The organism is Paenibacillus tyrphae, assembly GCF_027925525.1.
Classification (GTDB): Bacteria; Bacillota; Bacilli; order Paenibacillales; family NBRC-103111; genus Paenibacillus_G; species Paenibacillus_G tyrfis_B.
In genome coordinates this window covers 226043-241075 of record NZ_BSDJ01000001.1, presented here as the reverse complement: position 1 = coordinate 241075, position 15033 = coordinate 226043, and the positions used below count along the sequence as shown (strand labels likewise).

Here is a 15033-nt window from a genome sequence, read left to right as displayed (position 1 = left end):
AAACGTCGGATAAAGGCTGGGGACGGAAATGAAAAACATGCGGAGCATGAGGCTTGCGCGACTGACGGACCGCATTTCTATACAGTTCAAGCTGATCGGGGCGTATATTTTCATTATTTTGATCCCTATCATTTTATTTTCATGGTATATATTCAACGGCTTTTATCATAATACGATTCAAGATACGCTCAAGAAAAATCAATATGCGCTGTCCAGTGAGAAGGCGTATATTTTGAATAATATGGAAATTATGCTGCGCACGGCACAGTTCTACACGGCGGACAAAGAACTCATGAATTATATGCAAAGCCCGGACGATCTGGAGGTTCCCGAGCTCGTTGATTTCAATGCGAAGTCGTTCTCCAATTTGCAAAGGCTCATGTTTAATAACCCGAACATTACGAATGTCCGCCTGTTTACGGATAATCCGAATACGATGGAAATCTGGCCGATGATTTTCCATGAAAGCCGAATCTCCAACAGGCCGTGGTACAAGAGCGTGCTGGAGCAGCGGGGCGAATTGCGCTGGGAGATTCTAGAGGACGAAAAAGACATCATGAACCGGGCCACGGCGGACAACCGGGCTGCGTCGACCTATGTCGCGCTGTTGAAAGAAATTGAATACCCGAGCGACAGGCATGTCGGCATTCTTGGAGTAGACATGAAAATCGATATGTTTTTTCAAAAAGTGTTCAGTCCCCTACAAGACGATCAATCCCGCATGCTGGTCATCGACCGTTCGGGACGAATGTTCACCGATACGGGCAGTGCTTTTTTCAAGGACATCGACTTGGAGCGGCTTCGGCGCGATTGGGCGGAGCGTCCTCATGAGGAAGGGGCCAGCTTTACGTTCATGGTTGGGGACACGCCGTATTTGTGCCTGACGACGCCGATCGACCAGATGAACGCCTATCTGCTCAATGTCGTATCTCTGGAAAATCAGGTAACGCAAATTCGGCATACGCGCAATCTCTTCATCGCCGCAGCGGTCGTCCTCATCACGCTGTTGTCCGTGATCACTTATTTTTTGCAGTCGCTGATCTTGAAAAAGCTGCATATTTTACGCGATTCGATGAAAAAGGTGCGCCGAGGGGATCTGAACGTGCAGATCGATATCGATGCGGGCGGCGAGGTAGGCGAGCTTGCGCATCATTTTCGGCAGATGATGAAGAAAATGAACGAGCTGATCGTGGAAGCGGTGAATAAACAAGCGGCGACGAAGGAGGCGGAGCTGCATGCCCTTAAAAATCAGATCGATGCCCATTTCCTCTACAATACGCTGGAGAATCTGAAGATGCTGGCCGAAGTGGAGGCGCAGTACACCATCTCGGACGCTTTGACCTCTCTCGGGGCGCTGATGCGCTACAGTCTGAAGTGGTCGAGCGAGTACGTGCAGCTTCGGGATGAACTGCAGCACATCCGCAACTACATCGCCATTATGAATATGCGCTATGACGATAAGCTCGACCTGCAGCTGGATATTCCCGAAGGCTACCGGGAGCAGGAGATGCTGAAAATGTCGCTGCAGCCTCTGGTGGAAAATGCGGTGAAGCACGGCATGCGGACGGAACGCACGCGACGGGAGGGGATGGCGATTCGGATTCGCGCTTGGAAAGGGGACGAATCGACGTACATTGAGGTGACGGACAACGGGGCCGGCATGCCGGGGGAGAAGCTTGCTGGACTGCGCGAGAAGCTCGTTATGGACGACGTTCGATTCCAGGCTCAATATGGACGCGGGCCATCCGGGGAGCAGGAAGGCAGAGGGATCGGCCTGCGCAATGTGATGCAAAGGATCGCCATGCATTACGGCAGCGAGTACGGACTGACCGTGGACAGCGAGGAGGGGACTTACACCCGGGTGACGATAAAGCTGCCCTATTTGATTTTATCGGGAGGGGTGTCTGCGGATGAGAAAAGTGCTTATCGTTGATGACGAGAAAAATATTAGGCTCGGTCTGCGAGCGATGATCGACCGCCTGTTCCCGGAAGCCTATACGTTCGATTTTGCCGAAGACGGGGCGGAGGCGCTGGAGCTCTTGAACCGGGCGTCAGTGGACGTCGTGATTACCGACATCCGAATGCCTGTGATGGACGGAATTGCACTCATTCAGCGGATTCAGGAGCTGGAGCGGAAGCCGGCCGTCGTTATTTTGAGCGGCCATGATGACTTTCCATACGCTCAAGAAGCGATCCGCTGCGATGTGTCGGAATATTTGCTCAAGCCGATCGTCCGTGACGAGCTGGCCCGGACGATGCTGAAGCTGGAGAAGGAATTGAAGCAGAGGGAGCGCATCGACGAACAATTGACAAGCTCGATGCGGCAGCAGGAAGCCTATCGGGAAAGTCAGCTAAGCTATTTGCTGCGCCATCCGCATCCGGAGGAGCCGGGGCTGCCGGAGCGATTGAAGGGATGCGGTCTGGAGTGGCTGGAGGAGGGCTTCCAGCTTGCGGTGCTGCAATATCGCGGTTCCGCCCAGGGCATGAGACCGCCCGAATTTCTGGGGCGCATTCAAGCCGAGCTGGAAAACGTTCCGGAACCGGCCGGACAACGTCGCGCGCACGTGTGGGATAAGGAGAACCAGCTTGTGCTGATCGCCCAGCGCCGCGAGCTTTTTCAGTTTTTGGCCGGGCGCATCGCGGAGACGGGTTATTTCGCCTACAGCATGGGACTGAGCAGCTATACCCAAGGCGTGACATGCGTGAGGGCAGCTCATCAAGAAGCGGAACAGGCGCTGAAATATACGTTTCTTCAATCCGCGCCGGGGGTCGTCTCCTACGAGGGCATCGCTGGGAAGAGCAGGGACTTTACGATCCCTGCGGACAAGATCAGAAAGCTGGGCAATATGCTGGGAGCCGGCCGGGAGAAGGAAATGACGTCGCTGCTCATGGAAGTGCTCGATATCCGGACGGTGGCGCGATACAATATTGCGTATTTGGAAGGCGTCAGCCGTGCGTTCAACGAGCTGATTTTTGACAAAGTGTTTCACGTTTACGGGGGCGAATCGGTCGAAATTCTCCGATTGTTCAAGAAGGTCGGAGATCTTTGGAATTTTTATTATTTTCACGATTATTACCACAGCGTGGAGGGGCTGCTGCATCGGCTGGACGACTATGTGCGCAGCATGAAGACGTTCCATATCGATCACAAAGAAATGAAGCAGGCCGTGCAGTATATGCAGGATAATTTCCATAAAGATTTGAACATGGCCGTCGTTTCGAATCACGTGTCGTTGAACTATTCCTATTTCAGCCAAGCCTTTAAAGAATATACCGGCGAGAGCTTCGTGAGCTATTTGAAAAAGCTGCGCATTGACAAAGCCAAAGAGCTGCTTGTCACGACCGGGCACAAGGTGTACGAGATCAGCGGGCTGACCGGATTCGAGAATACGAAGCATTTCAGCCGCGTGTTCAAGGAAATGGAAGGGATCAGCCCGCAGGAATACCGGGAGCTGCATGAAGCGCTGAAGCGGTAGCGGCTTCCGCTGTACGAATCGTCCAGCTTTCCGTAGCAGGCAGGAGCGGCACCGCAAAATGGCTACCCGTTGCGGCCGTCCCATATTTTTGCTGCCAATTGCGTCCGGTTTTTCAGCCCGGTCTTTTGCAGCATCGCATTGACGTGCTTCTTCACGGCAACCTCGCTGATGTACAGGGCGGCTGCGATTTGCGCATTCGTATCCCCGCGCACGAGCAGGTCGGCGACTTCGCGCTCTCTTGGCGTGAAGTCGAAGGGTTCCCCGGCCGCCGGCCCCGGCGGAGACGAAGCGGCTTTCCCGGAGCTGCGGATCAGTCTGTCCAAAAACGCGGGCAGTTTCTCCTTGCGCGTATCCACCCGGTACGTGGGAGTCGGGGTCGTACCGTCATAGCCGAGGTGCTCCGCCCCGGGAACCATCTCGAAGCCGAGGCTGCGGTAAGCCAGCTCGTAGTAATCGAGCGGGGGCGGGGAGGTAAGCAGCACCTTGCCGGCCATCATGGATTCGAAAAGCAGGTGGATGATGTCCGAACGCAGCTCTTCTTTTTCCAGATTTTCCACATCGATCGTAAACAGAAACGTGCCTGACGCTTGCTCCGGCGGCGTGCGGTACCGTGCCCGTTCGCCCGGCGGCAAGCTGGCGAAATACGCGCCGGAAATCGGCGATTGCGCGAGAAAATCGAGCGTCCGCTCGTGAATCGGCACGGAGGCCATCAAGCCGACGACGCGGCCCTCGGGACTGCGAAGCAGGCGCAGCTCGCAGCCAAGCTGCAGCATGCGGGGCAGATCGAGCGCCGTCAGTCGGTACAGCGTCTGCTCCGACGTCATCGTAAAGCGGAACAACGTGTCCGTTTCCGGGTCCGAGCAGGCGATTTTCCAGCTGCGGGCTTCCTGTTTGCGCCGGTCGATATAATTTTCGGCATCGTTCAGGTTGTGCGCATCGATCGTTTCCAGATAATTGCCCGACCCCGGGGCATGGCGAAAATGCGCCCGCAGCACCGGATTGTCCGTGTGAGGAATCATCTCGGCGATCTCCCACGACACGTCCTGCTTGACTGGAATCGCGCGGACAATCCGCGAATAATACGTTTCGACCAGCTTTTGGCCATACTGTTCGAAGGTTTGCGGCATCCGCTCCCGGAAGGTGAGCCGGATCGTTTCCCGGACCAAATCATGCATTTGCCAGCCGCCGGAGCAGCGCCGTACGAACGACAGACGGATCAGTCGGTCGAACAGTGAAAAGGGCACGTCCCGCTCCTCCAGCAGCGACAGCAGCTCCTGGTTAAACGTCCGCGGGACGGATGCGGTCAGGATCAGCCTGCGAAGCTCGTCGTCCGGCGCTTCCCGCAGCCACTGGCGCAGAAGGTCTTCCAGCGGGTCTCCCGCACTTGCGAGGGGGGAGCTATCTGCGCGGGCAATCGGACCGAGGAGCGATAGCGAGAGCGGGTGCCCGAACGTCCGCATCCAAACCGCTTCCTGAAGCTTCTCGTCGGTGATGCCATTTTGAAGCAGCCAGTCTTGCGTTTCTTCATAGCTGAGCTCGGACAACGGAAGCGGCACGATCAGCTTCTGCCAGGCGCTAGAAAGCTGCCATGACCCTGCCAATGGAAACCGCCCTGCAATCACGAGAAGAATATTCGAATGAAGCCTCGGAATGAACGTCTCGCGAAACCACCGGTCGAGGCTGCCCGCCTCCTCGTAGTGATCGATGCCAAGGATGATGCGCGTTTCCTCCGCCTTGTGCCGGATGCGCTCCAAGCATTGCCCCAGCAGCGCGGGCTCTTCCGGGTTAAACGACGCTCCCAGCTCAAGCAGAAGGTGTCCGCAGACGGCGGCCGGATTGTTCAAATAATCCCGCATATCAATCCCCAAATAACAAGCCCCATGGTCCGCCGCGCTTCGCCGGAACCGCTCAAGCAGCTGCGTTTTGCCCATCCCTCCGGTGCCGTACACATTCATGATCCGTTCCTGACGGTTTGCCAGCTGCGTCACGTATTGCTCGAACACCCCAAGCTCGAACGCCCTGCCGACAAAATCGTCCGCGTGCCAGCGCTCCAACCGTTCCCCTATCGTTTGAAAAGAAGAAGCTTGTTCCGTTCGTTTCGTCTCCAACGAGTCATCACCTGCCGCCGGTTTTTTATCACAAAGTATACTATTAGTGTCAACCAATGGATAGTACCTGCTTCTACGACCCCGTGATAAAGTATCGGTAATCTCATAAAACGGAGGCAGGGTAAATGAACACATTCTTCGAAGCGGAAGCGCGCCGCTTGAGCGGCATTGGAGCCGGGGAAGGCCCGGAATGTTACAGTGGACAGGGGGATCTCGCCGAACGGGAGGCGCTTCGCGCCATGCTGCTTGCCCCGGACCGGGTCAGCGGTTCGGAGATTTTGCTCCGCACGCTGCTGCTCGAAGGGGTGGAGTGCGTATTCGGCTATCCTGGGGGCGCAGTGCTGTACATTTATGACGCGATGCACGGGAATCCGCATTTTCGCCATATCCTCACCCGGCACGAGCAGGGGGCCATTCATGCCGCCGACGGATACGCCCGTGCCACCGGCAAAATCGGCGTTTGCCTGGCGACGTCGGGGCCGGGAGCGACCAATCTGGTTACGGGCATCGCGACCGCGCATATGGATTCGATCCCGCTGGTCGTTATCACCGGCAATGTGGCAACTTCGCTGATCGGCACGGACGCCTTCCAGGAAGCCGACATCGTCGGCATCACCCAGCCGATTACGAAGCACAGCTATTTCGTCCGCAAGGTGGAGGAGCTGGCTCCCATCCTTCGGGAAGCGTTCCACATCGCCGGGACGGGCCGCAAGGGTCCCGTACTGGTGGACATTCCGAAGGACGTTTCGGCGGCAATCACGGCTTTCCGGTTCCCGGAGACGGTGTCCGTGCGGGGATACCGTCCGGTGCGGGAGGCCAAAGCAAGCGAGGTGCAAGAGCTGCTGCGGGCGATCGAAGCGGCGGAGCGGCCGCTGATTCTCGCCGGAGGCGGGGCGGTGCAGGCGGATGCGGCGGAGGAGTTGACGGCGTTCGCCGGCCGGCTGAACGTTCCGGTGACGACGACGCTGCTCGGGCTGGGCGCTTTTCCAAGCGGGCACGAGCTGTGGCTCGGCATGCCGGGCATGCACGGGACGTATGCGGCGAATCAGGCGCTGCTGCACTGCGACTTCCTGCTCTCGGTCGGCGCCCGATTCGACGACCGCGTCACTATGCGCCTCGACGGCTTCGCGCCTCAGGCCACGATTGCGCACATCGATATCGACGCTGCGGAGATCGGCAAATTGGTGCCGACCGCGCTGCCCATCACAGGCGACGCCCGGCAGGTTTTGCAGGCTGCGAACGCCTTGTCTTCGGGCATCCGGCCGAAGGAAGGAGCTTGGCTGGAGCAAGTGAAGCGGTGGAAAGCGGATTACCCGTTGACCTATCGCGATTCCGAGACGGAGCTGAAGCCGCAGTATGTGCTGGAGATGATCTCGCGAACGACGGACGGCGAAGCGATCGTAACGACGGATGTCGGGCAGCACCAGATGTGGACGGCGCAATTTTACAAATTCAAACATCCCCGCTCCCTGCTTACCTCCGGCGGCTTGGGTACGATGGGCTTCGGCTTTCCTTCGGCCATCGGGGCGCAGGTGGGGCATCCCGGCCGGTTGGTCGTTTCGGTCAACGGGGACGGGGGGATGCAGATGTGCGCGCAGGAGCTGGCGATTTGTGCCATTCATCAAATTCCGGTCAAGATCGTCGTCATTAACAATCGAACGCTCGGCATGATCAAGCAGTGGCAGGAGCTGATCTACGACGGCCGGTACAGTCATATCGATCTGTCCGGAAGCCCGGATTTCGTCAAATTAGCCGAAGCGTACGGGGTCAAAGGGCTACGGGCATCCGACAAACGGGAGGCGGAACGTGCGTGGCAGGAAGCGCTGGATACACCGGGGCCGGTGCTGATCGATTTTCAAGTATCCAAGGACGAGCTGGTGTTTCCGATGATTCCGCAAGGACAGACGTTAAGCGATATGATATTGGAGGCGGAGTAGGACATGCAAAAGCACACGATTTCCATCCTCGTCAACAACCACCCCGGGGTGCTGCAGCGCATTTGCGGACTGTTCGGGCGCCGAGGCTACAACATCGACAGCATTTCCGTCGGCACTGCCGAAGAAGAAGGGCTATCACGGGTCGTCATTACGCTGAAGGGAAACGACACAACGCTGGAGCAGATCGGCCGCCAATTGGATAAGCTCATCGATGTGATCGGCGTCGTTCATGTCAGCCGCTATCCGATGGTTTCAAGGGAGCTGATGCTGGCGAAGCTGCGGGTGGAGCCCGCCACCCGGCCGGAAATTTTCGGCATCGTCGAGACGTTCCGGTGCTCGGTCATTGACATCGGCATGAACTCGGTCGTTGTTCAGGTCGTCGGAGACACGGACAAAAACAACGCGTTCCTGCACGTCCTGAAGCCGTACGGCATTCTGGAGCTGACCAGGACGGGAGAGACGGCCATGAACCGCGGTGAAGGCCAAGCGGGTCTCGCTTCCTTTTAACGAAACTTCCCCTTTTCTTTCCAGCTTAGTTTGAGGGATAATGGATCTTGGCAAAAGGACCGGCGATCCGAGGGGAGTGCTAGTAACGCATGCTGTAGCGTATACACTAGCTCATAGTGGGCTGGAGACCGTATACGCCTAAGTGCCATGCTTAATAAGTCCTTATCCTTTTGTACGAAACGATCAAGAGATGGAGAGAAGTTTATGGAGGAAGCGGGTCGGTTAGCAACACTTATCAAGATTTATACAGATAAAATGGAGCATGCCGCAGATTACAACGAGGCGCATAAGCTGCTTTACGAGCTGATAGATCGAGTGGGCGAATTGGATCCAGCGGAAGTTCAGAAAGAAATCATTGCCTACATCTCGGAAAATCTTGTCACGAAAGCATGGGTGCATGCTCACTATTGGATCGGGTCGGTGCTGAATCATCCGTCCCCCGCTTATATCGATTATTTGCTGCAAATCTTGGATGAAGAGGATGCCAACGCTCCTCATTACTGGGCATTAGACGCCATCGAATATATGCCTGAAGAGATGACGGAGTTAGCCATACCGGGGCTGAAACAACGTATAGAACCGATGAATCCGTCTTGGTGCCATGCGGTGATCGAGAAATATTTTGAAACGATTGTATGGAACGACGAGGGCGCAGAAGAGTTTATTTCGCCTTTCGTCGATTCGCCGAACGAAATGGTGGCGTTTCGGGCGAAATATTGGATGGAAACGTTCGAAGTCGAGAGGGAAGAGGACGCGGAGGGTGAAGATTAAACGGGCCTGCAAGGCAGCAGGGAGCAAAAAAACACGTCCTATTGAACGTGTTTTCTTGAACGACAGATGAAATTTTAGCAGAGGCAATTAGTGAAGCTGCTCTTTTAGTTTTTTGACTTCGCTTTCGGGCAATCCCGTTGCTTTAGCGATTTTGGTCACGTCCAAGCCCATTTCCAGCAAATTTTTGGCGACTTCAATTTCTTTTTCCCGTTTTCCTTCTTCTTTGGCTCCATCGATCATGGACGCTTCGTCGTGCAGCGCTTTTTGCCGCATTTCATACAATCGGCGGGCTTCTTCGTTCTGGCTCAGAAACTCCAGTGTATCCATCGCTTTTTGCAATGTCGGTTCGTTCATGGCGATGACCTCCCATAGTTCTTGTTTATCTACGCCTTTCAGGAACAATAACCACTTCACCAGCTTATCGGATAAGCTGGCCCTCTGCGATTGCAGCTTGGGCAGTTCCATGAAATGAATCTCGATATCATCGGTAAGCCTCGATCCGCTATGGTGTTCCCGCAAATGAAAAAGATTATAGTAACGATCATTCGGGATAAAGTTGAAATTTAAGATGTTAATGGTAATCGTCTTCTTCAAATCTTTATATTTTTGTCCTTCTTCAAGCTGGCTGGAATACATTTTGCTCCAGTAGTACAACGTCCGTTTCTCTATATCGTACCGGTTGAACAGCTGAATTTCGATGTTTACTTGCTTTCCGTCCGCCGTGCGGGCATGAAGATCGAGAATTGACTGCTTGTCGTACAGGGCGTTTTTATCAATATACGGGTTGAGGAGCTGAATGTCCGTGATCGGAGAAGGCTCGCTTTCTCTCAAGGTTACATTCAAAAAATCCAACAGTACGTCTTTATTTTCTTCAACACCAAAAATGCGTTTGAAAACGAAATCGACTTTAGGATCAAGTCTGTTGGTCATCCTATCAACTCCATTTCGTCTGCCATATTATTATACCACGACGGAAAACGTTCAGACATATGACAATATATTCTCACACCATGGAAATACCGGACGAGTCTTTGTGGAGCTTCCTGCCGAACACAATCTTGTACAGCACGTACCCGAGCGAGGCGCCTGCGTAGTTAAGAATGACGTCGTCGATATCGCCGGAACCGACGCGCAGCACCGTCTGCAGAAGCTCGATAACGATCAGCGGAACGATGAAGCCGAGCGAAAAGCCGAGAAATGTCCGGCATCTCCGAAACAAGAGCGGCAGCAAAATTCCGAAGGGAATAAACATTCCGATGTTGCCGCCGAGATTGATGAGCACAATGGAAAATGCATAGGAGTCAAAATAAATAAAATAATTGCCGATTGTGCGAAAAGGATGCAGGTTGTAACGGAGCTCGTCCGCATGAACGGACCGCCCGAACCCGACAAACATCATATACAGCATGCAGGACGTATACAAGATGAATGCGGCGGCGGTCCATAGATTGCGAGATTCCTTCTTTTTTCTCCTCATGGGATCTTTAGCGCACCTGGCTTTCTTCGCAAAGAACGATCAACTGCTCCGCTTGTTTCAGCAACGTATGCATTTGTTCCTCCGAATACGTTCGGAAGCCGAGCGTGGCGAGGTGCGTCTGCATCGCTTCCGGCAGCTCCCGGACATGCTGTTCGAGCGTTTGGCCTTCCGCAAGGGCAAGATAACACCAGAAGGCCTCGGCATAAAGCTGCCAAGCGAGATTATCCGGGTCTTCCGTTTCACGGTACCTCGCCGCTTTGCGGGCCGCGAGCTCGTCTTGAACGGATTGCAGCGCAAAGGCATCCGCATCGCCGCTCCGCTCCCGCAAGTAAGCACGGTAGGCCTGAAGCGACCCGAGCAGTTTGTCGGGCTCGGCACTGCCTGCACCGAACCGAATCTCCCGATAGGCCGGGTACAGGTCCAGTTGTCTTATGATCGGCAGCAATCCTCCCGTCGACATCGCGCTATGGACAAAATAAGCGTAGGCTTGTGCCGCATCCGCCCAAACGGCATCGGCAGCGAAGCTGGCCGTCAACGGTTCTTCAACGTCCAGACTTTCCTGAAGCCACGCCCGATGTTCCACTATTGCGGCCTTGGCCTGGGACAGCATTTTTTCCCGGCCTTGCGGCGATTGAAAAAACTCCGAAGCATCGGCGATCAGAGCTTGCAGCAGTCCCGAAGGGTCCGAAACGATGCGGGCTTCCTCCAGAAAGCGGAAATCCCACGGGGAATCGATAATTTGCTCCATTTGCGGCAGCGGGTGGACATGAAGCTGAATGACGTGCTCCTGAAATAACACATTGGCGCTGTAATGCGGCTGTTCTTGGTTCGACGTATAGACATTTAAGTCCAAGTCACTGAACCGATCCGCTTCGCCGCGCCCCACAGAGCCGCCTGCCAAAACGCCAACCTGCTGCGCGATCGGCTGCTGCTGCGCATAATGCCGCGCCAGATCCACATAAAACGAAGTATAATTCAATGACGTGACCTCCCGCAAAAACTAAAATGTAGTAAGCTTTCTAAATACAGACGATTAATTTTAACAAGAAGTTCCAGTTCTTGCTTAAATCCATTCATCGGGTCCGAGTATGTGCGAGAGATCGCTTCTGGGGGCTATTCGCAGCTCATAAGCATGACGAATCGGTAGCCTTTCGTTCGTTTCCGCACCGTAAACATTTCCGCAGCTGCGGCATTGTTTCAGGACAATTTGTCTGCACTCTTCAATATAATAAAACATGGCCCCCTGACATAACTCGCAGCACTCATCCCAATCTTTATTGAACAGCAGCAATATTTTTTGATATCATGCCAAGTGGCCCGTATGCTCTCCAGAATCGTTGCTTTGTTTTTTGGTGCTTCGCAAACGAACAAATGGGTTTCAAAATGCTTCAATACTTGATGAATAGCTCCGTAAATACTCATGCTTCCCCGTTATGGCAGCTTCGGCCAACCGTCCGAACTCGTGCTCCAATAATTCGTAATTTGCCACCGGCCTTCGATGTATTCGAGCGTCACGGTATCCGTATACTTGAATTCCTTGGATTTCCAATTCAGGGTCCGGACTTCGACGATGCCTTTCTTTTTGTAGGTTTCGATGTCTTGAATTTTTTTGATCCGGAACGATTGGATATCCCCGTAATAAAAACGGTAATTGACAACGAGCTGCCCATCGTTACGATAAATATATTTAGCCGCAGGGCCGACATTGCGGCTCTTCACAAACTCATTATAAAATTGGACCAGCGTAGTCTTAACATCCTTATTCTTAGCGGCATCCGGGTTCCCCGTTATCATCAGGTACAGGTAGTATCCTCCGGCAGCCAATAGGAGAAGGATGATCAAAATGCTTAATTTTCCGTTTGGTGTCTTGAGCTTTCTTCTTCTAAAATCGTAGTCAGTCTCCATCATCCCCGCAGCCTCCCCAAAAAAGATCTTACAAAACCAGCCGCCACAAAAAGAGAAGCAAGGTCCAAGGGATGAGGAGCGACGGTACTAGCCAATGCTTGCTCTGAATGATCACGACGAAATTAAGAAAAATGCTCAAAGCCAATCCGTAAGTTGCGGCTGTCTTCCATCCCCGATAGATAGGCTGCGACCATCTCGGGATATTCCGGCACCGGCATTCCGCCAAGCATGTGGGAGAGACCCATCATCGACAAGTTCGCCAACTGTCCCAAGGAATTTAGTAATAAGATAACTACTAATAGGTTAACAATAAAGCAGATTGCATAAAGAAAGGCGCGGAGGCTGAACTTATGCTTCCGTCGTCTTTGGCGGGGCAAGGCATCAAAAGCCGCATGAAAGGCCGTATGAAAAGCCGTATGAAAAGCATCCGTATCTTTGGCAGGCATCCACGGTCCGCCGGTCGTTGCCCTTACGTTCGTGAACCCGTCAATGATGCCGTTTGCAATCAAGTGTTCCATTTCCGTTTGCGAGAAAGGGCCTTCTGCAGCGGTTGCTTGATAGTACCAAGTCCGTTTCATCGCCGTGATCATCCTTTGGCATTTTAGGTGTGGAACTAAATGATATAGGGCGCGGGTTGTCGCTCGGGAGGGATGCCGCATGCTAACCAAACGGTTTTTTCTACAACAGCACGGTACAACCGTCCGTACGGAAATGACCGCGGGCGTCGTTTCGTTTGTTACGGTGGTTTATATTGTCGCCGTCAACGCATCGATTCTGGCGGATGCGGGCATTCCGTACGAGGCAGGGGTGATCGCGACGGCGCTCGCGGCATGTTTCGGGTCGCTGCTCGTCGGTCTTTGGGCGAACAGTCCGCTGGTCATCGTCCCGGGAATGGGCGTTAACGCGCTGTTCTCGTACACTGTCGTCCAAGGAATGCGGCTGTCGTGGCCGGAGGCGCTGGCGGCCGTCTTCGTATCCGGCTTACTCGTCTCGGCGCTTGCTTTTACGCCTCTGATCAAGCGGCTTGCCGCTACGATTCCCGACTCGCTCAAGCATGCGATCGGCGCGGGTGTCGGCTTATTTTTGGCTTTTATCGGACTGCAAAAGGGGGGCATCGTCGTCCCCGGCAGTTCGTCGATCGTTGCGCTCGGCGATTTCGGTAGTGCGCACACGCTGCTGACACTGGCCACGCTGGCCGTGACCTTGGCTTTGTACGTCCGCGGCGTCCCGGGAAACCTGCTGATCGGGATCGCGGCCGGTACCGGCTTGGCGGCCGTGACCGGGCAGCTTGCTTGGGACGGCGTGGGGACGGAATTATCGCTGGCGGCTTACGGCTCCGTGTTCGGAGCGATGTCGTTCTCGGGGCTGTCGTCCGTCGTATTCTGGACCGCGGTGTTTTCATTCGTGCTTGTTGTGCTGTTCGAAAACATCGGGCTCATCGACGCCCAGCTTCGGCTCATCGGGCAACCGGGGAAGGCGGCCCGCAGCCTTCAGGCGGGAGCCGTATCCGTAGCTGCTTCCGGCGTTCTGGGCACGAGTCCAACGGTGACTGCGGTAGAGAGCGCCGCAGGTATCTCTGCCGGCGGTCGGACCGGCTTAACGGCCGCAACGGCCGGAGCGCTCTTCGCCTGCGCGGTGCCGCTCGGTCCGGTCATGCGGCTGATTCCCGATTCGGCCATCGCGCCAGTGCTGATTTTGATCGGCGGATTGATGCTCCGAGGCGTGAAAGATATTCCGTTCGACGATTTGTCGGAATGGCTGCCTGCCTTTCTGATCGTGGCCGGAATTCCGCTCACCTCCAGCATTGTGGACGGCATGGGGCTCGGCTTCGTGGCTTTCCCGATCCTGAAGCTCGCGGCGGGCAAACGACGGGAAATTTCCCCAGTGTTCGTGGCCATCGCTGCTTTGTTCGTCTTGAATTTTGCCCTGCCGTTTATCTGACCTCTCAGTCCAGAAACGACCGGTAAAAAGTCTCCACATCCGTCATATCCTGAAGGCCGGATACTTGCCCGTCGCCGATCTCGATGATCAACCATTCTCCCGCGGTCGTTTTTGCGATGTCCATGGTGAAGAAGCTGCTGCGAATCCGCTGTGCGATCGTGACAAACACGTTTAAATCCGGCTGTTCCGCGTCGTAGGCTACTTCCTCCCAATAATTTTGCGCCGCGATCAGCCGGTGCCGGTAGAAGAAGAGACGGTATTCTTTCGATAGGGGCATACCGCTTTTTTCGTGCGCTCCCAGTTTTTCGAGCTCGACGTACTCTCGGAACACGATTCCGCCGTTCAACCCGTCGCCCTGCCGCTCGATGAAGGTTCGCAGCACCTTCTCGACCTGCTGCCGATCGGACGCATCGGGAATATAGCAGGCTTCCGCCCATTCGTGCTTCCGCGATTTGACGTAATCCTTCAGAAGAAGCGGCCGGCTGCCGAACGAGGCTAGCATGTTATGGACGCGGTTGATGTCCGAGTGGACCGCAGCGATGTCCAGCCAGCGGCTCTCGGGGGTATGCTCTTGAATGAAGCTGTAGCTGTGAGGAAAATGATGGCAGAGTACGTACTGTTCCGGCGTATTGACCAGATGGATGTTTTTTTGTCGCAGAGCCATGTACAGCTGCTCGTAATGCGCGGGCTTCAACATCCATCCGCGGTAAATCGCAGGCTCAGCCGTGTCCGCTTCCCGGACCCGCCGGACGGCGCGAGCCGCCTGTCCGTCCAGCAAGTCTTCGAGCGAGATCAGCTCGACGGGGAGCCCCAGTCCTGCGGCCGTGCGGTATTCAAGTTCGTAGTCGGCATCCGCCGTTTTCGGGTCCAGAGGATCGCTGCAAAATACAATGTTCACCGTAAGTCTCTCC

General features: G+C 54.8%; 13 protein-coding genes. 6 read left to right on the top strand and 7 right to left on the bottom strand.

What is annotated here, in order from left to right; genetic code table 11:
- Positions 1 to 28: 28 nt before the first annotated feature.
- Both QMG93_RS01170 and QMG93_RS01165 read left to right on the top strand, forming a co-directional pair.
- A complete protein-coding gene (locus QMG93_RS01170; RefSeq protein ID WP_281933069.1) occupies positions 29 to 1933 on the top strand; it encodes a sensor histidine kinase in 1905 nt (634 codons plus the stop codon).
- Positions 1911 to 3476 carry a response regulator gene (locus QMG93_RS01165; protein ID WP_281933068.1) on the top strand — a complete coding sequence of 522 codons (1566 nt, stop codon included), beginning with the start codon at positions 1911 to 1913 and terminating at the stop codon, positions 3474 to 3476. Before QMG93_RS01170 ends, QMG93_RS01165 begins: the two co-directional genes overlap by 23 nt.
- Before the next feature lie 62 nt (positions 3477 to 3538).
- Here QMG93_RS01165 and QMG93_RS01160 read toward each other — a convergent pair whose 3' ends face one another.
- Positions 3539 to 5584, bottom strand: coding sequence for a LuxR C-terminal-related transcriptional regulator (locus tag QMG93_RS01160; RefSeq protein WP_281933067.1), 2046 nt, complete (start codon positions 5582 to 5584; stop codon positions 3539 to 3541).
- Positions 5585 to 5823: 239 nt separating this feature from the next.
- On the opposite strand from QMG93_RS01160, the gene ilvB reads away from it, so the two are divergent.
- The 3 genes from ilvB to QMG93_RS01145 all read left to right on the top strand — a co-directional run bounded on the left by ilvB (position 5824) and on the right by QMG93_RS01145 (position 8799).
- Positions 5824 to 7521 (top strand): biosynthetic-type acetolactate synthase large subunit, encoded by a 1698-nt coding sequence (ilvB, locus tag QMG93_RS01155; protein ID WP_281933270.1) that lies wholly within the window; start codon positions 5824 to 5826, stop codon positions 7519 to 7521.
- Between the two features lie 3 nt (positions 7522 to 7524).
- A complete protein-coding gene (gene ilvN, locus QMG93_RS01150) occupies positions 7525 to 8028 on the top strand; it encodes an acetolactate synthase small subunit (protein WP_281933066.1) in 504 nt (167 codons plus the stop codon).
- Between the two features lie 204 nt (positions 8029 to 8232).
- Positions 8233 to 8799, top strand: coding sequence for a hypothetical protein (locus QMG93_RS01145; RefSeq protein ID WP_281933065.1), 567 nt, complete (start codon positions 8233 to 8235; stop codon positions 8797 to 8799).
- Between the two features lie 87 nt (positions 8800 to 8886).
- Here QMG93_RS01145 and QMG93_RS01140 read toward each other — a convergent pair whose 3' ends face one another.
- The 5 genes from QMG93_RS01140 to QMG93_RS01120 all read right to left on the bottom strand — a co-directional run bounded on the left by QMG93_RS01140 (position 8887) and on the right by QMG93_RS01120 (position 12759).
- Positions 8887 to 9729: an Rpn family recombination-promoting nuclease/putative transposase gene (locus QMG93_RS01140; protein ID WP_281933064.1), complete on the bottom strand. Its 843-nt coding sequence runs from the start codon at positions 9727 to 9729 to the stop codon at positions 8887 to 8889.
- Between the two features lie 73 nt (positions 9730 to 9802).
- Positions 9803 to 10276 carry a VanZ family protein gene (locus tag QMG93_RS01135; RefSeq protein ID WP_281933063.1) on the bottom strand — a complete coding sequence of 158 codons (474 nt, stop codon included), beginning with the start codon at positions 10274 to 10276 and terminating at the stop codon, positions 9803 to 9805.
- A 7-nt stretch (positions 10277 to 10283) separates the two neighbouring features.
- Positions 10284 to 11255, bottom strand: a complete 972-nt coding sequence (locus QMG93_RS01130) for a nucleotidyltransferase domain-containing protein (RefSeq protein WP_281933062.1) — start codon at positions 11253 to 11255, stop codon at positions 10284 to 10286.
- Positions 11256 to 11707: 452 nt separating this feature from the next.
- Positions 11708 to 12184 (bottom strand): hypothetical protein, encoded by a 477-nt coding sequence (locus QMG93_RS01125; RefSeq protein ID WP_281933061.1) that lies wholly within the window; start codon positions 12182 to 12184, stop codon positions 11708 to 11710.
- A 119-nt stretch (positions 12185 to 12303) separates the two neighbouring features.
- The gene (locus QMG93_RS01120; protein WP_281933060.1) at positions 12304 to 12759 is read right to left on the bottom strand and encodes a hypothetical protein; all 456 of its coding nucleotides are present in this window, start codon (positions 12757 to 12759) and stop codon (positions 12304 to 12306) included.
- A gap of 79 nt (positions 12760 to 12838) precedes the next feature.
- On the opposite strand from QMG93_RS01120, the gene QMG93_RS01115 reads away from it, so the two are divergent.
- Positions 12839 to 14122: an NCS2 family permease gene (locus QMG93_RS01115; RefSeq protein ID WP_281933059.1), complete on the top strand. Its 1284-nt coding sequence runs from the start codon at positions 12839 to 12841 to the stop codon at positions 14120 to 14122.
- A gap of 4 nt (positions 14123 to 14126) precedes the next feature.
- Here the strand turns inward: QMG93_RS01115 and QMG93_RS01110 are convergent, their stop codons facing one another.
- Positions 14127 to 15020, bottom strand: a complete 894-nt coding sequence (locus tag QMG93_RS01110; RefSeq protein WP_281933058.1) for an ATP-grasp domain-containing protein — start codon at positions 15018 to 15020, stop codon at positions 14127 to 14129.
- Positions 15021 to 15033: the final 13 nt, after the last annotated feature.